At 34.3% G+C, this 20,016-nt stretch carries 17 protein-coding genes and 1 pseudogene; 17 read left to right on the forward strand and 1 reads right to left on the reverse strand.

What is annotated here, in order from left to right; translation table 11 throughout:
• The first annotated feature begins 104 nt into the window (after window positions 1-104).
• From ACRYLU_RS04665 to ACRYLU_RS04745, 17 genes are all read left to right on the forward strand, one after another.
• A complete protein-coding gene (locus ACRYLU_RS04665) occupies window positions 105-1,175 on the forward strand; it encodes a 2,3-butanediol dehydrogenase (RefSeq protein WP_305774411.1) in 1,071 nt (356 codons plus the stop codon).
• Window positions 1,176-1,199: 24 nt separating this feature from the next.
• Window positions 1,200-1,961 carry a (S)-acetoin forming diacetyl reductase gene (locus ACRYLU_RS04670; protein ID WP_445081309.1) on the forward strand — a complete coding sequence of 254 codons (762 nt, stop codon included), beginning with the start codon at window positions 1,200-1,202 and terminating at the stop codon, window positions 1,959-1,961.
• A gap of 273 nt (window positions 1,962-2,234) precedes the next feature.
• Window positions 2,235-2,396 (forward strand): hypothetical protein, encoded by a 162-nt coding sequence (locus tag ACRYLU_RS04675; RefSeq protein ID WP_003131412.1) that lies wholly within the window; start codon window positions 2,235-2,237, stop codon window positions 2,394-2,396.
• Between the two features lie 85 nt (window positions 2,397-2,481).
• A complete protein-coding gene (gene abc-f, locus ACRYLU_RS04680) occupies window positions 2,482-4,023 on the forward strand; it encodes a ribosomal protection-like ABC-F family protein (protein ID WP_269887675.1) in 1,542 nt (513 codons plus the stop codon).
• 414 nt (window positions 4,024-4,437) lie between these two features.
• Entirely contained in the window at window positions 4,438-6,060 is a 1,623-nt protein-coding gene (locus ACRYLU_RS04685; protein WP_038601403.1) for a malolactic enzyme, read from the forward strand.
• A gap of 14 nt (window positions 6,061-6,074) precedes the next feature.
• Window positions 6,075-7,352: a 2-hydroxycarboxylate transporter family protein gene (locus ACRYLU_RS04690; protein ID WP_003131417.1), complete on the forward strand. Its 1,278-nt coding sequence runs from the start codon at window positions 6,075-6,077 to the stop codon at window positions 7,350-7,352.
• 343 nt (window positions 7,353-7,695) lie between these two features.
• The gene (locus ACRYLU_RS04695) at window positions 7,696-8,595 is read left to right on the forward strand and encodes a DMT family transporter (protein WP_038601401.1); all 900 of its coding nucleotides are present in this window, start codon (window positions 7,696-7,698) and stop codon (window positions 8,593-8,595) included.
• A gap of 80 nt (window positions 8,596-8,675) precedes the next feature.
• Window positions 8,676-9,767 (forward strand): hypothetical protein, encoded by a 1,092-nt coding sequence (locus ACRYLU_RS04700; RefSeq protein ID WP_038601399.1) that lies wholly within the window; start codon window positions 8,676-8,678, stop codon window positions 9,765-9,767.
• A 53-nt stretch (window positions 9,768-9,820) separates the two neighbouring features.
• Window positions 9,821-10,468 (forward strand): HAD family hydrolase, encoded by a 648-nt coding sequence (locus ACRYLU_RS04705; protein ID WP_038601397.1) that lies wholly within the window; start codon window positions 9,821-9,823, stop codon window positions 10,466-10,468.
• Window positions 10,469-10,620: 152 nt separating this feature from the next.
• Complete coding sequence (gene gyrB, locus ACRYLU_RS04710) at window positions 10,621-12,576, forward strand: DNA topoisomerase (ATP-hydrolyzing) subunit B (RefSeq protein ID WP_038601395.1); 1,956 nt, start codon at window positions 10,621-10,623, stop codon at window positions 12,574-12,576.
• A gap of 272 nt (window positions 12,577-12,848) precedes the next feature.
• Window positions 12,849-13,037: a hypothetical protein gene (locus tag ACRYLU_RS04715; protein WP_038601393.1), complete on the forward strand. Its 189-nt coding sequence runs from the start codon at window positions 12,849-12,851 to the stop codon at window positions 13,035-13,037.
• A 205-nt stretch (window positions 13,038-13,242) separates the two neighbouring features.
• Complete coding sequence (locus ACRYLU_RS04720; RefSeq protein ID WP_104142274.1) at window positions 13,243-13,980, forward strand: class I SAM-dependent methyltransferase; 738 nt, start codon at window positions 13,243-13,245, stop codon at window positions 13,978-13,980.
• Window positions 13,981-14,112: 132 nt separating this feature from the next.
• Window positions 14,113-14,766 (forward strand): DUF4767 domain-containing protein, encoded by a 654-nt coding sequence (locus ACRYLU_RS04725; protein WP_278216204.1) that lies wholly within the window; start codon window positions 14,113-14,115, stop codon window positions 14,764-14,766.
• Window positions 14,767-14,904: 138 nt separating this feature from the next.
• Entirely contained in the window at window positions 14,905-15,369 is a 465-nt protein-coding gene (locus ACRYLU_RS04730; protein WP_012897558.1) for a MarR family winged helix-turn-helix transcriptional regulator, read from the forward strand.
• Window positions 15,362-16,906, forward strand: coding sequence for an MDR family MFS transporter (locus ACRYLU_RS04735; protein WP_038601389.1), 1,545 nt, complete (start codon window positions 15,362-15,364; stop codon window positions 16,904-16,906). Before ACRYLU_RS04730 ends, ACRYLU_RS04735 begins: the two co-directional genes overlap by 8 nt.
• Window positions 16,906-17,625 (forward strand): DUF4811 domain-containing protein, encoded by a 720-nt coding sequence (locus ACRYLU_RS04740; RefSeq protein WP_038601387.1) that lies wholly within the window; start codon window positions 16,906-16,908, stop codon window positions 17,623-17,625. Before ACRYLU_RS04735 ends, ACRYLU_RS04740 begins: the two co-directional genes overlap by 1 nt.
• 171 nt (window positions 17,626-17,796) lie before the next feature.
• Complete coding sequence (locus ACRYLU_RS04745) at window positions 17,797-18,618, forward strand: phosphodiester glycosidase family protein (protein ID WP_445081310.1); 822 nt, start codon at window positions 17,797-17,799, stop codon at window positions 18,616-18,618.
• Here ACRYLU_RS04745 and ACRYLU_RS04750 read toward each other — a convergent pair.
• Window positions 18,615-19,772, reverse strand: a pseudogene (locus ACRYLU_RS04750) (IS3 family transposase). The gene ACRYLU_RS04745 and the pseudogene ACRYLU_RS04750 overlap by 4 nt on opposite strands.
• Window positions 19,773-20,016 lie beyond the last annotated feature (244 nt).

A 20,016-nucleotide genomic window follows, 5' to 3' on the forward strand; every position in this document is an offset into this window, starting at 1 on the left:
ATTATTAGAATTAATGATAGAATAAACTCGTGAGAGAAATCTCAAATACTAAATTTAATTGATTGCCTGAAACGACAACCATCCTATATAGAGGAGGCGTTTTTATGCGCGCAGCACGTTTTTATGACCGCGGCGATATCCGCGTTGATGAAATTAAGGAACCAATAGTAAAAGCTGGTCAAGTTGGCATTGATGTGGCTTGGTGTGGAATTTGTGGAACAGATCTTCATGAATTTTTAGATGGGCCAATTTTTTGTCCGTCAATAGAACATCCTAATCCAATTACTGGAGAAGTACCACCAGTCACTCTTGGACATGAAATGTCTGGGGTTATAAATTTTGTAGGTGAAGGAGTAAGCGGACTTAAAGTAGGTGACCATGTCGTTGTCGAACCTTATATCGTTCCCGAAGGGACTGATACAAGTGAAACTGGACATTATAACCTCTCAGAAGGTTCAAACTTTATTGGTTTGGGTGGAAATGGTGGAGGATTGGCTGAAAAAATTTCTGTTGATGAACGTTGGGTTCACAAAATTCCTGATAACTTACCATTGGATGAAGCTGCTCTAATTGAACCACTATCAGTTGGCTACCACGCTGTTGAACGGGCAAATTTAAGTGAAAAGAGTACGATATTAGTTGTTGGTGCTGGACCAATTGGACTTTTAACTGCTGCCGTTGCAAAAGCGCAAGGACATACTGTTATCATCAGTGAACCTAGTGGACTTCGCCGCAAAAAAGCACAAGAAGCACAAGTTGCTGATTATTTCTTCAATCCAATTGAAGATGACATTCAAGCTAAGGTTCATGAAATTAATGAAAAAGGAGTGGACGCAGCCTTTGAATGTACCTCTGTCCAACCGGGATTTGACGCTTGTCTAGATGCGATTCGTATGGGTGGAACAGTTGTCATTGTTGCAATTTGGGGTAAGCCTGCTAGTGTTGATATGGCAAAATTAGTAATCAAAGAAGCTAATCTTTTAGGAACGATTGCTTATAATAACACTCATCCAAAAACAATTGATTTAGTATCAACAGGTAAAATAAAATTGGACCAATTCATCACAGCTAAAATCGGTTTGGATGATTTAATTGATAAAGGATTTGATACGCTGATTCATCATAATGAAACAGCTGTTAAAATTTTAGTTTCACCAACTGGTAAAGGTCTATAAAATAATTAAATAAAGGAGAAAAAAATGTCTAAAATTGCAGCAGTTACTGGAGCAGGTCAAGGAATTGGTTTTGCAATCGCAAAACGTCTCTATAATGATGGTTTTAAAGTAGCTATTATTGATTACAACGAAGAAACAGCTCAAAAAGCGGCAAAAGAACTTGGAGAAAACTCATTTTCGGTTAAAGCTGATGTTTCCGACCGCGAACAAGTTATTTCAGCTTTGAATGCTGTTGTCGACAAATTTGGTGATTTAAATGTTGTAGTTAATAATGCCGGCATTGCCCCAACAACACCAATTGAAACAATTACACCTGAACAATTTCATCAAGTCTATGATATTAATGTTGGTGGAGTTTTGTGGGGGACACAGACAGCAACAGCACTTTTTAGAAAATTAGGTCATGGAGGTAAAATTATCAACGCAACCTCACAAGCTGGAGTTGTTGGAAATCCAAATCTAATGCTCTATTCTTCTTCAAAATTTGCGGTTCGTGGGATGACCCAAATTGCTGCTCGTGATTTAGCAGAAGAAGGAATCACAGTTAATGCTTATGCACCAGGGATTGTAAAAACACCAATGATGTTTGATATTGCGCATCAAGTTGGTAAAAATGCTGGTAAAGATGATGAATGGGGAATGCAAACTTTCGCAAAAGATATTGCCATGAAACGTTTATCTGAGCCTGAAGATGTGGCAAATGTTGTTTCATTTTTAGCTGGCTCTGATTCAAACTATATTACCGGTCAAACAATTATTGTTGATGGAGGAATGCAATTCCATTAATCTAAAAATGAACTGTCAAGTTTTTATCTTGACAGTTCATTTTATTTTGTGCTATAATTGTTTTAAATAAATGAACGAGGTAAGGTCTATTGAAAATCTAAGTTTTGAACTTTAAAAATATTCGTAAAAATCGAGTGTTTTTGTTGTCTTCATAACTTAGAGAGAATAGACTTTTATTATGTTTACAGATTGGGCAATTTGTCAGAATTTGTATCTTTTAAAGCTCTTTTCACCTAAGTTGTGAAAAGAGTTTTTTAATTTAAGGAGAAAATAATGAATCAAAAACAAAAAGAAATGCAAGCTAAACTAGAACAAATTAAGAAGAATAAACCGCAATTTGCTGGGAAAAATACTAATGGGATGACAGCAGTAAAAGCAACCAAGCAAAATCAACACGGAGCAAAAATTAATGCTCCAAGAAAAGCGGGAATTTGAGATTTATGAACATTCAGAGGAACTCACTCTGAGTTTTTCTACTCAAATTAGACTTCTTAATTCTCACAAATGAGAGGAGAATTAAATGTCAAATATTGAATTTAAAGACTTAACCTTTGGCTACGGGGATAACCTGATTTTCAATCATGCCCAAATAAATATTGATGACCGTTGGAAATTAGGATTAGTAGGGCGAAATGGCCGTGGAAAATCAACCCTTTTAAACTTACTACAAGGTAAAATAACTACTGACAGCTCGATAATTACTGACAAAAACTTTGTTTATTTCCCCCAATTACTGACAGAAGAAGATTTTAATGATAAAGATAAATCTAAAAAACAAAATACTGCTGATAAATACTCTGTAGAAAGTCTGTCATTAAAAATTACTGACAGAAATTCACAATTTACTTATTATGTGCTAAATGAATTAGCCGAATTTGAACAATGGAAATTAGAACGTGAATTATCTTTATTGAAAGTTGATTTAGAAATTCTTTGGCGTCCTTTTGGAAGTTTATCGGGTGGGGAACAAACCAAGTGCCTCTTGGCAATTTTATTTTTAGATGAGGACAATTTTCCACTAATTGATGAACCAACAAATCATTTGGATATAGAAAGCAGAAAAATAGTTGCTGACTATCTTCAAAAGAAATCAGGACTTATCGTTGTATCACATGACCGAAATTTTCTTGACGAAGTCTGTGACCACACCTTGGCAATTGAACGTCAGCAAATAGTTCTCTATCAGGGAAATTTCTCAACCTATGAACGAGAAAAGCAGTTGCGTGATAACTTTGAACTTGCTGAAGACGAAAAATTACGTAAAGATATTTCAAGGCTGAAAAAGACTTCGTTAGAAAAAAGAGATTGGTCTAATCAACGAGAAAATGTTGCCGGAGCAACCTTTGTGGATAAAAAAGTTGCCAAAAAACAGAATCAACGAGCAAAATCAATTGAAAAACGAATGGGACAGGAAGTTGAGAATAAAGAGAAATTACTCAAAAATATCGAAAAAACTGAACCTCTTGTCATGAATTTTCAACCTTCACATCATAAAAGACTGATTCAGTTTGAAAATTTTTCTCTTGGTTTTACCGAAAAATTACTTTTCCAGCCGATTGATTTTTCTTTGAAAGTGGGAGAGATTGCAGCGATTGTCGGACCAAATGGTCAAGGGAAATCAAGTATTATTAAATATTTATCTGGTGATTTTTCTGGTGAGCACAGTGGATTTGTTCAATTTCCTCAAGGGATAAGGCTATCATTTGTTCGTCAGATTTATGATAATCGTGGTTATCTGAAAGACTTTGCTACCGAATATCAATTAGATTATGAATTATTTTTAGCTAATCTCAGAAAACTGGGGATGGAGCGCAAGCAATTTAGCCAAAAGATAGAAACGATGAGTCAAGGACAACAAAAAAAGGTTGAATTAGCTCGTAGTTTATCACAAGAAGCAGAGCTTTATCTCTGGGATGAGCCGCTTAATTATCTTGACGTGTTTAATCGTGAACAAATAATTCAACTTCTAGAAACTTATCATCCAACAATGCTTCTGGTCGAACATGATCAAGCTTTTGTTGAAAAAATTTCTAATCAAATTATTAACCTAAAAGATACATAAATTTAAAAAATAAAAGTAGAGTGATTTTACTCTACTTTTTTAGAATACTTTCATATAATAGAAAATATGAATAAAGCAAAGCGCCCAATTTTTTTTATTTAAAAAAATGTATACTTTAGATACACAACCACCATTGACAAAAAATCTTAATCTTAAATTGTTTGAAAGCCCGATAAATTAGGAATAGTAATAGGAGAAGAATAGTTCATCATTTAATAGTTATAAGCTAATTATTACTATTATTTCTTTGATTAATATCATCTATTTTTATATCAAGCCTTTTAGATAAACATTGACATTATTTATGCGTTATAAATAAAATTTATCAACACCAAGGGATTTGACTATAACGATAAAAGAAGTTTATAGTAATAAAGTAATAACATTAATTATAATTTTTATGGAGGTTGTACGATGCGTGCACATGAAATTTTAAACAATCCTTTTTTAAATAAAGGAACAGCTTTTACTATGAAAGAACGTCAAGAATTGGGGTTGATTGGTATTCTTCCACCAACTGTTCAAACAATCGAAGAACAAGCTGAACAAACTTACGAACAATATTTGACAAAACCATCTGATTTAGAAAAACGTCATTTCTTGATGGAAATTTTTAATACAAACCGTACTTTGTTTTACTACTTATTTAACAAACATATTGTAGAATTTAATCCAATTGTTTATGATCCAACAATTGCTGATACAATTGAAAACTACAGTCATTTGTTCGTAGATCCACAATATGCTGCTTATCTTGATATTAACCACCCTGAAAACATTACTGAAACATTGAAAAATGCAGCAGGTGACAGAGAAATTCGTCTTATTGTTGTAACTGATGCAGAAGGAATCCTTGGTATCGGAGACTGGGGAACTCAAGGTGTTGATATCTCAGTTGGTAAATTAATGATTTATACAGCCGCAGCAGGTATTGATCCAGCGTCTGTACTTCCAGTTGTTATTGATGCAGGAACAAATAGAAAAGAACTTTTAGAAGATCATTTGTATCTTGGAAACCATCAAGAACGTATTTACGGTGACCAATACTACAGTTTCGTCGATCAATTTGTAGAAACTGCAGAATCAATTTTCCCTAAATTGTACCTTCACTGGGAAGATTTCGGACGTTCAAATGCTGCAACAATTTTAAATAACTATAAAACAAAAATCCCAACATTTAATGATGATATTCAAGGAACTGGTATTGTTGTTTTAGGTGGTATTTTCGGATCACTTGACATTACAGGTGAAAAATTAACTGATCAAGTATACCTTTGCTATGGTGGTGGTTCAGCCGGTGCAGGGATTGCTGGTCGTGTTCATGCTGAAATGGTTAGTGAAGGTCTTTCTGAAGAAGAAGCTTACAAACATTTCTTCATGATTGATCAACAAGGTTTACTTTTTGATGATATGGAAGACCTTACACCAGCTCAAAAACCATTTGCTAAAAAACGTGCTGATTATAAAGATGCTGGAGATATGACTGACCTTCTTAACGTTGTTAAGACAGTAAAACCAACTATTTTAGTAGGAACTTCAACTAATCCAGGTGCCTTTACAAAAGAAGTTGTTGAAGCAATGTGTGTTAATACAGAGCGCCCAGTAATCTTCCCTATCTCAAATCCAACTAAAAAAATGGAAGCTACAGCTGAACAAGTTATTGAGTGGTCTGATGGAAAAGCTTTTGTCGCTACTGGTGTTCCTTCAGGAACAATCAGCTACAAAGGTGTTGATTATCAAATTGGTCAAGCAAACAACTCACTTATCTATCCAGGTTTGGGCTTAGGAATGTTGGCATCTGAAGCAAAACTTTTGACAGATGAAATGATCGGTGCAGCTGCACATTCATTGAGCGGTTTAGTAGATCCAGGTAAACCAGGTGCTCCTGTTCTTCCTCCATTTGAATTTGTTGCTGACGTATCAATTAAAGTTGCAGAAGCAGTTGCTAAGAAAGCTCAAGAACAAGGTCTTACTGAATCTAAAGAAACTGATATGGCTAAAGCAGTTCGTGATCTGAAATGGTATCCAGAGTACTAAGGGGAATATCTTAAATGAAAAAACTTAAAGAAACGAAAATTTCGGGAATTAGTCTTCCCTTATATGCCTTTTTCGTAGCTGTCATCATAGTTGTAACACTATTAGGAAAACTTCCACTTGATATGGTAGGGTTAACTCTCCTACTTGTAACATTAGGTCACCTATTATACTTCATAGGAGAAAAACTCCCTATTATGAATTCATACTTAGGTGGGGGATCTGTTTTCACTTTAATTGGTGCTACTCTATTATCTTTCTTCCACATTGTTCCTTCAAATGTTATTGGAGCAGTTTCCAATTTTATGGGAGGGAAATTTGGATTTCTTGATTTTTATATAGCTGCACTTATCTGTGGATCTATTTTAGGAATGAACAGAAATCTTTTGGTTAAAGCTTCCAAGAAATTTATTCCGATTGCTTTAATCACTATGGTTATTGGTTTCTTCTCAGTAGGTCTTGTAGGAATGCTTATTGGTAATGGATTTGCTGATTCTGTAATGTATGTTTCTATGCCAATGATGTCAGGTGGTATGGGAGCCGGTATTACTCCACTCTCTCAAATCTATGCAGCCGGATTGGCTCATGGAAACCAAGCAGCTATCTTCTCTCAACTTGCTCCAGCAGTTACTTTTGGTAATATTCTTGCGATTATTGGTGCCTTATCTATCGCTAAAGTATTCAACAAATCTAAATATAATGGACATGGGACTCTTGTTGCAGCAACTAAAGAAGAGTTGGCTAAGCCTAAAATAAAATTAGATGCTCAACAAATCGGAACAGGAATGCTCTTTGCCTTTGCTCTTTTGATGGCTGGTGACATCTTGAACAAATTCTTCCCTAATATTCATCAATATGCATTTATGATTATTATTGTATTTATCTTGAAAGCAACAAATACTGTTCCTAAAGATTTAGAAGAATCTGTTGTAATGTTTAACCAAGTGATTATGACAAACCTTACTCATGCTGTTTTGGCAGGTATTGGTCTTGCTTTGATTGACTTGAATACTCTTGCTTCAGCATTTACATGGCAATTTGTTGTACTTTGCTTGACAAGTGTTGTTGTAATGGGACTTGCTAGCTGGTTCTTGGCTCGCCTCTTTGGACTTTATCCAGTCGAAACTGCCATTGGTGCAGGGATGATCAATAATTCTATGGGTGGAACAGGTAACATTGCTGTCTTGTCTGCATCAGATAGAATGGAAATGATTGCTTTTGCACAGATGGCTAATAGACTCTGTGGTGCAATTGTCCTTATCTTCGGTGGAATTCTTATCCGATTCTTTTATTAAAATAACCAAAAAACATTTTATATAAAATGTTTTTTTTTTAACAAAATTAACTGATTAAGGAAATAAAATAGTTGGGGCTATATCGCCTCTCGCATGAAGTAGTTCAACCAAATATAAAATTTGGAGCCAGATTGTTGGAGCCGTATTGAAAGTAAAATAATGTAAAGATTTAACAAATTTTTTGCTAAACTTTAAGATACACACTCCTTGTTTGATAAAATATTAAGCTATTCTTTTAGCTCCATTATGTCTTAAACTCACTAATAATCGAGAACGTAATATATAAAAATATAATGATGACTGAACCCTAATGAACCCTCTTGATGTATGGTATAATATAAAAATGAATGTAAAAAAACAAATTTTTAAAGGCACACTATATGCAATAGTTGCCGGTTGTATGTGGGGAATTTCTGGCATTTTTGGTCAGCTTTTTTTCCGTGATTATCATGGTAGCCCGCTTTGGATTACATCAACACGTTTAACGATTGCCGGTATTATTTTATTGGCCATGTCTTTTTCGCGAGACCATAAGCGTTTTTTTGATGTCTGGAAATCAAAAAAGAATATGCCAACCCTCTTTTTGTATGTTTTTGGTGGGGTATTTTCTGTTCAATATTTTTATTATGTGGCTATTCAACTTTCAAATAGTGCTACAGCGACAATTTTACAATATACAGCACCCGTTTTTATTATGCTATATTTACTCATTTTTCAACGTCAAGTACCAAAACCCAAATCGGTCTTATTCGTCATTTTAGCAATGATAGGTGTTTTTTTGTTGATTACGGACGGAAATATCAAACATTTATCAATCAGTCCCCTAGCTCTTGTAACAGGACTTCTCGCTGGTGTAGCTGTTGTTATTTACTCAATCATTCCTCGACCACTATTGGATAAATATGGCGCACTTAATATGACAGGGTGGGGAATGATGCTTGCGGGTATTGCCTGTAATATCTTCTATCCAGTTTGGCGTATTGATTTTCGAATTGAACCCTTGTCAATTTTTTATGTTTTAACAATCTCTATTGTTGGAACAGCACTGGCTTTTTTGTTGCTTTTAAGAGCCTTTCAATTGATTTCACCGCTTGTTGTTTCTGTTGCAACAGCTACTGAACCATTGACTTCTGTTTTTTTAAGTATTCCATTATTTGGCTTGAAATTAACCCCACTCGAATTACTAGGGATTGTTATGGTCATCGTGTCTGTTATTCTTTTATCAAAATCGGAACAAGCTTAAAAGAAACCCTGAGGTTTCTTTTTTTAAAACTATTTTATTAGAAAATTCTGATATAATGTTTTTATTAGGAGAGAATTTTTATGGAAGACTATTATTTACCATTGGAAATAAGAACTGACACTTGGACATTGGGAGGGTTATGGTCACTTTGTCTATTTTTACCTTCTATTGAGTATTTTTTGGTTTGGCAATCAATAGATTTCAATGTGCACCAATTTGTTTTATTGAGCCTGGTTATTGGAATACTATTTATTTATCTTTTGTTTTTTTTATTAAATCATTCACGTCGCAAATTAGCTGTCATTGATCAAGAAGGAATTTTATTACGATTATTATTTCGTAATGTTAAGATTGAATGGAGAAATATTCGGGGAATCTATGTTCGGTCAAATACCTTGTATATTTGCGAACAAAATTCTTTTGATTCTATTCATATTGAAAAAAAAGCTTGGTACAAACGTTTAAAATTTTATCAAAATTATTTTGAACCAGGTCACAATTTAAATATTAAATTGACGATTCACGGTTCTATAATTTCAATGGATATAAATGAGCTTTCTATTATTTGTGAAGAAGTGTGGTTTAAAAAAAGTGGCTTTGAACAAGATGACCTTTTTACAGAAAACCCTTTTGAAAAAATCGATAGATCTGTTCGAGCAAAAAAAGTGAATCCATGGAAAAAAGTTGTAATTTATATTGGGATTTTTGTATTCACCTTAGGAGGGTGGATATTCAAAGATAAAATTAAAGATACTTATAGCTTAGTAGATTCTCAAGTTTACTATGTTTTAGATTCAAAAACAAATAAAGTAGAATTTGCATTTGAAACATATGGGACCAAAAATAATCAAAAAGCAGTTGTTGTGACTGATAGAGTAATGCATGAATCTAGCATTTACTCTAAAGATGATTTTAAGGATATTGAGAATAGATATTATGATAATCAATTATTAGCAGGAGAAGGTTATGCAATTGTAGATGGTAAACATCCGGCATGGTGGAAACAAACCTTTGACTTCAGTAGATATGTTAAGAAAAATCAACTTCAAAAAATTACATTAACGAGTATAAAAAAACCACTTTTAAAGAATTATTTAACAGCACAGATGGAACTAACTCAGAATCAATTTAAAGGTAAAAAATTTCCAGTTAAAATTTTGAAAGCAAACTAAAAATATCCATTTCTGACAAAATATTAGCTACTAAAGTGTGTTATAATATTAACATGGACTACGAAAATTATATCTGGGATTTAGGCGGAACTTTATTGGACAATTATGAAAGTTCTAGTCATGCATTTGCTGCAACGCTTTGGTCAATGGCAGAGCGTGTTGTTTTGCGCACTGATGTATATGATGCGCTAAAAGTTTCAACGGCTTACGCTGTTGAAAAATATGCCAGTGATTTGCCAGGCTTTTTGGAAGAATACAAAAAGCTAGAAGCAGAAGAATTAGAAAAACCAATTCTCTTTTCCGGTGCTAAAAAAGTACTGACAGACCTATCAGTAAAAGGAAATAAGAATTTTATGATTTCACATCGCAATCATCAAGTTCTGACAATTTTGTCAGCAGCTGAAATTGATTCATATTTTACAGAGGTTGTCACGTCTGATAATGGCTTCAAACGAAAACCAGCACCAGAATCAATTAAGTATTTGTTAAATAAATATAAACTCAATCCAAAGAAGACAGTGATGATTGGCGATCGTCCTTTAGATATTGAAGCAGGAAATGCTGCTGGGATATCAACAATTTATTTTGATAGCTCAACAGATTCAACTCTGTCAGGACAAGCGATTAGCACTGTAAGTGATGGTTCGCTTAATAGCAAGCCAACTCACATTATTCATCAGCTGACAGAGATTATTTTGTAATCTTAAAAAAATGAATTAATGATAAGCAGATTTTTAGACAAAATTGCTTATTTTTTTTACAAGTTTGAGTGACAAAATACCATGCACTAGAGCTAAAATCGCTGATTTATGGTATAATGGTAGTAAGTTTTTCATAGAAATGAGAGTTAACTTTGAACGAAGAAAATAAAAATTTAGAAATGCTTGCAGACGAATATGACGCCAGTCAAATTCAAGTACTCGAAGGTCTTGAAGCTGTACGTATGCGTCCAGGGATGTATATCGGTTCAACCTCAAAAGAAGGTTTGCACCATTTAGTCTGGGAAATTGTTGACAATTCAATTGATGAAGCACTTGCAGGATTTGCAAGCCATATTGAGGTTTTTATAGAGCCTGATAATTCAATTACTGTTGTTGATGATGGACGTGGAATTCCGGTTGATATTCAAGAAAAAACGGGTCGTCCAGCCGTGGAAACAGTCTTTACAGTGTTGCATGCTGGAGGTAAATTTGGCGGAGGCGGCTATAAAGTTTCTGGTGGATTGCACGGTGTTGGTTCATCTGTTGTTAATGCTTTGTCAACAGTACTAGATGTTACTGTTCATAAAGATGGCCAAAAATATTATCAAGAATATCATCGTGGTCTCGTTGGAGATGATTTAAAAATTATTGGTGAAACTGACCGTAGAGGGACAACTGTTCACTTTGTACCAGACCCAGAAATTTTTACAGAAACTGTTGAATTTGATTTTGATAAGCTTGCAACACGTGTTCGTGAGTTAGCCTTTTTGAATCGCGGTCTTCGTATTTCCTTAACAGATAAACGTGAAGGAAATGAAAAAAATGAAGTTCATTTCCATTACGAAGGTGGAATTCAGTCTTATGTTGAATATTTAAATGAAAATAAGACAGTCATTTTTGAACCAGCAATTTTTACTGAAGGTGAAATGGATGGAATTGCTGTTGAAGTAGCAATGCAATATACTGATACTTATCATTCAGTAGTGATGTCCTTTGCTAACAACATCAACACTCACGAAGGTGGAACACATGAGCAAGGTTTTAGAACAGCCCTTACTCGTGTTATTAATAACTACGCAAAACAAAATAAAATTCTTAAAGAAAACGAAGATAATTTAACTGGGGATGATGTCCGCGAAGGATTGACAGCAGTTATTTCGGTTAAGCATCCTAATCCACAATTTGAAGGGCAAACCAAAACAAAACTTGGGAACTCAGAAGTAACAGGAATTGTTAACAAACTCTTTGCGGAAGCTTTGACAACATTTATGTTAGAAAATCCACAAGTTGCTCGGAAAATTGTTGAAAAAGGGATTTTGGCAAGTAAAGCAAGGATTGCAGCAAAACGTGCGCGTGAAGTGACACGTAAAAAATCAGGGCTTGAAATTTCCAACCTTCCCGGTAAATTAGCTGACTGTTCATCAAATAATCCAGAACAAACAGAATTATTTATCGTCGAAGGAGATTCGGCTGGTGGTTCGGCTAAATCAGGACGTAATCGTGAATTCCAAGCAATTTTACCTATTCGTGGTAAGATTTTGAATGTGGAAAAAGCAACGATGGACAAAATTTTGGCCAATGAAGAAATTCGTTCTCTATTCACTGCAATGGGAACTGGTTTTGGAGCAGATTACGATTTGTCAAAAGCACGTTATCACAAACTTGTTATCATGACCGATGCTGATGTCGACGGCGCACACATCCGTACGCTTTTATTAACACTCTTCTACCGTTATATGCGTCCAGTTGTTGAAGCAGGATACGTTTATATTGCTCAACCACCAATTTACGGTATTAAAGTTGGTTCGGAAACTAAAGAATACATTCAACCAGGTGAAAGTCAAGAAAAAGATTTACAAGAAGCTTTAGCACGTTGGGCACAAGGAAGAACAAAACCTACAGTTCAACGATATAAAGGTCTTGGAGAAATGGATGATCATCAACTTTGGGATACGACGATGGATCCTGAGCATCGGTTGATGGCACGTGTATCTGTTGAAGATGCAGCGGAAGCTGACAAAATATTTGATATGCTCATGGGAGACAGAGTCGAGCCTCGTCGTGAATTTATTGAAGACAACGCTCAATATTCTACGATTGATGCCTAATAAATAAAGAGCCCTTGTATATCAAGGGCTTTTTATTATTGTTTTTATAAAATCAAGGGAGAAGGGGCAGAAACTGTAAAAAGTATATTTTTTCATCTATTTTCATACGAAATATCATCAAAATAATTCCTTTATTTTAAGGCAATTTGAGATGTTATATACAACTTTCTACTATTAAATTGAGATTCTACGATTGATGTTTAATTTAATGAGCGGAATGTTAGCGCTTTTCTAAAAAGTGTAATATAATAAAAACAAGAAGGAGGTAGATTATGCCTGAAACAAATCCCAAATTAAGCAATGAGCAAATGAAGGAACTTGAAGATGAAGCACTCCGAAATGCAACAGTCGGTACGCAAACAGGAATTCAAGAAACCTTCGAGAAGACTACCAGTAAAGCCGATGAGCTATTTAGTGAAGCTTCAAAGGCACTTAAAGAAGTTGAAGATAAAGAAAAGTAGATTTTCTACTTTTCTTTATTATTTATTCCTTCAAACCGAATGACATTTTAAATGACTTATGATAGAATGTGAATATAAAATACATAAAAAAAAATTAATCCAATTATGAAAGAAAATAGATGAACAAAGGAATTATTGCTCAAAAAATTGTATTTTCCATGTAAATATTTATAAAATGATGAACTATATTTACATGGAGAAAAAAATGAAACAAAATAAATATGATAATGAACGTTTTTTCAAAAATTATGCATCAATGTCAAGATCCCAAAAAGGATTAAAGGCCGCTGGTGAATGGTCTGAATTAGAAAAACTACTCCCAAATTTTCAAGATAAAAAAATTTTGGATTTAGGTTGTGGATATGGATGGCACTGTAAATATGCAGTCAATCATGGAGCTAAAGAAGTAGTAGGAATAGACCTTTCACACAAGATGCTTGAAGTTGCTCTTGATATTAATAATGATAAAAAAATTACCTATCAACAATCCGCAATAGAGGATATTAACTTTCCTGCAGATACTTTTGATGTTGTGTTTAGTTCATTAGCTTTTCACTACATTTCAAATTTTGAAGACCTGGTCTGCAAAATTTCAAAGTGTCTTAAAAAGAATGGTGAATTAATTTTCTCTGTTGAACATCCCCTCTATACCTCATCAGGGAAACAGGATTGGTGCTATGATGCAGAAGGTAAAATTCTTCATTTTCCAGTTGATAATTATTATTATGAAGGAAAACGTGAAGTCAATTTCTTAGGAGAGCCAATTATTAAGTATCATCGGACATTAACAAGCTATGTAAGTTCTTTGTTAAGTTCTGGTTTTGAACTTGCTAATTTAATTGAACCCAAACCTCCTGTAGAAATGAGAAATCTTGAAGAAATGAAAAATGAGATGAGACGTCCAATGATGTTGCTTATTTCTGCAAGAAATAAAAAATCATAGTCATAAAGTAACTAAAATAAGAGTTCCTATTTGATTAAAGTGTGGGACTCTTATTTTTTATTTAGTTCTTTTAATGACATTAGTAGTTTTTTAATTACTTTTGAAGTAAAATTGTAGTTAGGAGAAGAAAAGATGAAAAAAATATATCTTGTTGCAATTTTTTTAGTAACAACACTTGGAATGTCAGCCTGTAGTTCAAAACAAAATTCTCAAACAACAAAAGAAATTTCCAAAAGTAGCCAAAGCTCGCGAAGCTCTTCAATAAGTCATAGTGCTTCGAGTACGACCCAGTCATCAAGTATTAGTAAAGAGTCCTCTTCATCAATAGAAAAATCAATTTCCCCCTCAACTTCTACACAAATAAGAAAATGGAACCCAGAGAAAAATCAACGTCTTGCAGAGTTTATGTCAGCGTGGGGGATAGAAATGGGACAATCTTACAGTAAGTATGATCCTAATCACAATCTTAATTTATATGGTCTCTCTATTCCTTGGTCAGTTATAGATAATAATTCAACTTGGAAAGCAGCAATAAATAATCAGCCTATTGAATTAAAATGGTCAGAAACGGGAGAAGATTCAGGAGGATATCAATTAGTTGATGTTTATTCAGATATGAATGAGAAAAACTCTGGTGTTAATCATGTTTATCTCTTTGTTATTAAATCAGGAAATCCCATGGTGCTTTATACCGCACAAAATCAAGGAAATACAAATAATTATTTATATCTAAAAGAAACAGAGAATAATGAATTAAAAAATGCCTTCGCACGAATTGTTGGATAATTTTTAAACTAAAAAAGCCTATTTTGGAATAGGTTTTTTTTAAATTAAAAACTAAAATTTTTATTCTTGACAAAAGATAGTGAACGGATTATAATAGTTAACGTCGTTAGTAAATATTACCGTTAGGGAGGAGTGAAAATGGATTACAATAAGGCAGCGGAGGTTTTCCTCACAACTGTTATCAAAAGAGGAAAAGCAGAGATGATGCACCGCTTTAATACCTACTCCCAAGGGGAGCATTTGGTATTGGGCTATCTTTATAAGGAAGCTGGTAAGCAAATTGTTCCAAGTAAGATTGCAAAATTCACGCATACAAGTACTGCAAGAATTGCGACAATCTTGAATAATCTTGAGAGTAAAAATTTGGTTACCCGTGAGATTTCAAGAACAGACCGTCGAAAAATTTTAGTAGCCATTACTGATAAAGGACGTCATGTTGCAGAAGAAATTCGAGTAGAAGCTTGCTCAAATTTAGCACGCGTTTTTGAAGAAATGGGTGAAGAACGAACAGAAAGTTTCATTGAAAATTTCAAATTATTTTTAGAAATTGGAATGAAGCTAGCTAAAGAAGACAAAGAAAAAGAGGAGGAAAAAAATGCCTGATACATACGAAAAAGATTACCATTTAGATATACATGGTAAACATTATAGCCGAATCGGAATGCTTATTTTGATTCTGGTTGGTACATTTGGAGCCATGTTGATGCAAACATCGCTCGGAACAGCAATTCCAACATTGATGAATGACTTCAACATCTCCATGTCAACAGCACAACAAGCAACAACATGGTTTTTATTAGCCAATGGGATTATGGTTCCTATTTCAGCATATTTAGCAACAAAATTCCCTACACGTTGGCTTTACGTTACAGCATACGCAATTTTATTTATCGGAATGTTTGTTGCTTACTCGGCTCCAACATCAAGCTGGTGGGTTTTCCTAGCAGGTCGGATTCTGCAAGCTATTGCAGTTGGGATTACAATGCCTTTGATGCAAGTTGCCCTTGTTAACATGTTTCCAGCTAAACAAATGGGTGCAATCATGGGGGTTGCCGGAGTTGTTCTTGTCCTTGCGCCAGCCTTAGGTCCAACATTTGCAGGTTGGTTAATTACTCATAAATTTAACCTTATCTTTTGGACATTTGCAGCAAGTTGGAGAACAATTTTCCTTATTCCAATGATTGTTGTCGGAGTTGTTTTCCTTATTTCAATCTTTGCAATGCGTGATGTTATTCCGAACCGTCCAATGAAATTAGACTTCTTGTCAGTTTTACTTTCAGTTGTTGGTTTTGGTGCTTTCCTTTGGGGATTCACTAATGTTGCAACTGACGGATGGGGCAAATTTAACACCGTTATTACCCCAATCGTTGGAGGATTGATTATTATCTTCCTCTTTGGTTTACGTCAACTTAAAATGGACGATCCATTCCTTGATATTCGCGTCTTTAAAATTAGACAGTTTACTTTGGTAACTCTTGCACTTGCTTTAAGTACAATGGCAATGATGGGTGTTGAAATGATGCTTCCTCTTTACCTTCAAGATGTCCATGGACTTTCCGCCTTTAATTCAGGTTTGGTTCTCTTACCTGGGTCATTAATGATGGCTGTTGTTGCCCCACTTGCTGGTGGAGTTTATGACCGAATTGGTTCAAAACGACTTGCAGTGATTGGTTTCCTCGTTTTGGCACTGGGAACTGTACCATTTATGTTCTTTACAGCTACAACTCCTGACCACTTTGTTACTCTTCTGTATGGATTACGTATGGTTGGTGTTGGTATGGTAATGATGCCATTAACAACTAGTGCTATGAATGCAGTTCCAGTTAATGAAGTCGCTCAAGCAACAGCTTCAAACAATACAGCGCGTCAAGTTGCGTCATCGGTTGTTGTTGCCCTCCTTTCTTCAGTCGCTCAAAATGTAATTACTAACAATATGCCTGCTTCATCATTAAAATCAACAAATCCATTGCAATTTGCAAATAAAGCAATCGAAGCAATGTTACAAGGTTACCACGCTTCATTCGCAATTGGACTCGTCTTTGCCATTATTGGTATCGGAGTTGCTCTCTTCTTGAAGAGTGGTCGAATGATTGCTGGTGTGCCTGTTGAAGAACAAGACTTGAAAGGAGAAAATAAATAATGCTAATTATATTATTATTGGTAGTGTTTATGATTGGAACTTTCTTTGGTTTCATGTTTATAAAAAACACAATCGCTCATTGGTTAGTTGGTGGAATTTCCTTTCTCTTATTAGCTGGTTCTGTGACCATGCTAACTATGCATATCAGAGATAACTGGGGAATGAAAGAAGTAACAACTTCAACTACTCACCAAATTTATACTGCTGGAGATAAATCAGCTCCTTATGGAATGATGATTAAAGCAGAAATCGGTAAAAACACTGATAATTATGTCTTTGTTTACCGAAATAATGAAAAATCGGAAAAAGCCGACACTAATTTTAAACCTGATGAAAAACACATTTCAGAAGCTGTTAAAAAATCAGCGACTTATAAATTAGTGGATGATACTAAAGCAACAGTTACAACTAAAACGACAAGACGCGTTTGGTCATCTGACTTTTATAAATTATTATTTAGTGTAGGTGGTGAACAAAATGAATTAGTTAAACAAAATTCAGTTGTTTCAGTACCTAAAGATACATGGTTAGTTTTGACTCAAGATCAAGTTAAAAAATTGGGTCAAGAAGCTCCAGCAATGCAAAAACAAATGGAAGCCCAACTTAAAGCTGACCCACAAAAAGCGGCTCAACTTGCTGCACTTCAAAAATCAAATCCAACAGAATATGCTAAAATGCAAGTAAAACAAATTAAACAACTTCTTGGAATTAATGAATAAATAATAAAAAGACTTCAAAATTATTTGAGGTCTTTTTATTACACTTGGGTTAGGTTTGTATAAATGACACAAAGAAAGTTACTTTTCGTTATTTTTCTTGACAATAAATGAAACTAATAATACAATTGATAGATGAATGCAACTTAAAGTTCATGTGTAGTAAAAAAAATAGTGATTGTGTCGCTAATCTTTGTTCTGCTTATAGCACTTATTGGTTTCAAAAAATATTTTTATGATAAGGCAACTGATATTTCTTCTGCTAATACGAATACTGGAGGACAGCTAGTTAAAAGAACGAGCGAATCTAATGGTTATTCATTTCAGCACTCAACAACAAAAAGTTCAAAAGAAATCTCTCAACCAGTAGCTCCAGTGGAAAATACTGGAACTGCCAGTTGGCTTCAGATAGTTTCTCAAGGAACTGGTGAAAAATTTACAGATCTTTCGAGTGGAGACTTTAAAATTTATAAAGCGCATAGTCCACAAATTTTGAAAACTGCCACTTCAGCTGAAAGCCCTGTGTTGAGTATGTCAGAAGTTATCAGTAAATATCCAAATAGTCTAATTATGAATGCCTCAGGATTTAATATGACTACTGGAAAAATTAACGGTTTTCAAATTAATAATGGAAAATTATTTAAGGATTGGAATTCAGATAAAAGAGCTACAAATGCCTTTGTTTTTAATAAAAATGGTTCGTCAGATATTTATAATTCAACCACTCCAGCAAGTGATATTTTGAAAAAGGGTGCCGAAATGAGTTTTAGCTTTGGATCAATTTTGATAAAGGACGGAAAAAGTTTACCGAGTGACGGGACGGTTAATTGGGAAATTCATTCTTTTATTGGAAACGATAAAGATAATAATATTTATCTCATTATTTCAGATACAAGTACAGGCTATCAGTCAATCATGGAAAAATTTCAAGACCTCCATTTAGAAAATGTCCAAGTAATGGATGGAGGAGGTTCTGGACTAATGTCAAATATTTAGACACAAAATGAGCTATATTTTCTTAAAATAATTTTCTTCTTTCTGATTTGGAGTTAAACCATTGTTGGCGGAATGAGGATTATAATTGTTATAAAATTGTTCGATGTATTCAAAGCAAGAGAGTTGAACTTCTTGAATGGAGTGATAAGTTCTGCGATTAATTTCTCGTTGTTTAAGATACTTGAAAAAGACCTCGGTGACGGCATTATCATAAGGATATCCAGGCTTGGAGTAAGAAGCAAGCAATTGATGCTCATCTAATAACTTTCTAAAGGAAGCTGATTTAAATTGGCTTCCTTGATCCGAATGAAAGATAATTGGTTCCTTAGGCTTCCTCTTATTTATAGCTGTTTCTAAGGTGTCACAGGCGAGTTTGGCATCAATCCTATCACTTACTTTCCACGCGATACATTTCCTTGAGTAGAGGTCAAGGATAGCACAGAGATAAACATGTCGCTTAGGTCCTATAGAGATATAAGTGAAATCAGTTGTCCAAACTTGATTCGGGGAGTTCGGGTTAAATTCTTGTTTAAGCAGATTACCAGAAGAAAATACAGGAGATTTATTTGATTTAAAACGAGGTTTGATGGTTGACATTTTAGGGAGTGTCATAGACTTGAGAAGTCTTAAGATACGGCCTTCAGAAATATTAACGCCATAATCACGCAGAAGAATGATTTTAAAAGCTCTCGTTCCAATTCTTTTCTTGGCTTTCATATAAATTTCAAGGAGTAATTTTCTCAAGCGTTGATTTTCTACTTCACGCTTCGAAGGCCTCTTGTTTATGAAGTTATAGTAGGTGGAACGATTGACATGTAAAACACGACAGAGCATAACTGTCGTGTGTTCAAATCGGAGTCGATAGACGGCTTTTAATCTCATTTGGAGTTTTGCATGAATATGGCACTCGCTTTTTTTAAGATCAGATTTTCTTCCTCTAGTTGGGCATTCCTTTTTTGTAATTCTTGAATCTGTTTAGCAGTCAACACCGTATTATCTTCAAGACGCACTTGAGAGTACTGCTTAATCCATTTTGCAAGTGCAGAAGAAGATACCCCATAATCTTTACAGAGTTCAGTTTGTGTTTTACCAGTTTGATAGAGATTAACGAGCGATTGTTTGAAATCCTCGTCGTAACGTTTAAAACCTGACATAAAAGTCCTTTCATTTTTGTGTCTTAATAGACAGATTATAACACACAATTTTCTGTCCACTTTTATAGTATAGCTCCAGTCAGAAGTTACAGCGATTTCGCAAGCAAATCTTGATTTGGCAAAAATACAATTTCAAGAAAGTTTAAAATAAAAGAATAAAAATCATTAGATAAAATTTCTAATGATTTTTATTCTGGCAATTATTAATCAAAAAGCAGATTTTAGAAAGAAAATTGTATTTTTT

It is taken from the genome of Lactococcus sp. KTH0-1S (assembly GCF_052544945.1).

Bases quoted from the DNA above. Each gene is read 5' to 3' on its own strand.
- ACRYLU_RS04665 (WP_305774411.1), top strand. From the start codon at position 105: ATGCGCGCAGCACGTTTTTATGACCGCGGCGATATCCGCGTTGATGAA.
- ACRYLU_RS04670 (WP_445081309.1), top strand. From the start codon at position 1,200: ATGTCTAAAATTGCAGCAGTTACTGGAGCAGGTCAAGGAATTGGTTTT.
- ACRYLU_RS04675 (WP_003131412.1), top strand. From the start codon at position 2,235: ATGAATCAAAAACAAAAAGAAATGCAAGCTAAACTAGAACAAATTAAG.
- abc-f (WP_269887675.1), top strand. From the start codon at position 2,482: ATGTCAAATATTGAATTTAAAGACTTAACCTTTGGCTACGGGGATAAC.
- ACRYLU_RS04685 (WP_038601403.1), top strand. From the start codon at position 4,438: ATGCGTGCACATGAAATTTTAAACAATCCTTTTTTAAATAAAGGAACA.
- ACRYLU_RS04690 (WP_003131417.1), top strand. From the start codon at position 6,075: ATGAAAAAACTTAAAGAAACGAAAATTTCGGGAATTAGTCTTCCCTTA.
- ACRYLU_RS04695 (WP_038601401.1), top strand. From the start codon at position 7,696: ATGAATGTAAAAAAACAAATTTTTAAAGGCACACTATATGCAATAGTT.
- ACRYLU_RS04700 (WP_038601399.1), top strand. From the start codon at position 8,676: ATGGAAGACTATTATTTACCATTGGAAATAAGAACTGACACTTGGACA.
- ACRYLU_RS04705 (WP_038601397.1), top strand. From the start codon at position 9,821: ATGGACTACGAAAATTATATCTGGGATTTAGGCGGAACTTTATTGGAC.
- ACRYLU_RS04715 (WP_038601393.1), top strand. From the start codon at position 12,849: ATGCCTGAAACAAATCCCAAATTAAGCAATGAGCAAATGAAGGAACTT.
- ACRYLU_RS04720 (WP_104142274.1), top strand. From the start codon at position 13,243: ATGAAACAAAATAAATATGATAATGAACGTTTTTTCAAAAATTATGCA.
- ACRYLU_RS04725 (WP_278216204.1), top strand. From the start codon at position 14,113: ATGAAAAAAATATATCTTGTTGCAATTTTTTTAGTAACAACACTTGGA.
- ACRYLU_RS04730 (WP_012897558.1), top strand. From the start codon at position 14,905: ATGGATTACAATAAGGCAGCGGAGGTTTTCCTCACAACTGTTATCAAA.
- ACRYLU_RS04735 (WP_038601389.1), top strand. From the start codon at position 15,362: ATGCCTGATACATACGAAAAAGATTACCATTTAGATATACATGGTAAA.
- ACRYLU_RS04740 (WP_038601387.1), top strand. From the start codon at position 16,906: ATGCTAATTATATTATTATTGGTAGTGTTTATGATTGGAACTTTCTTT.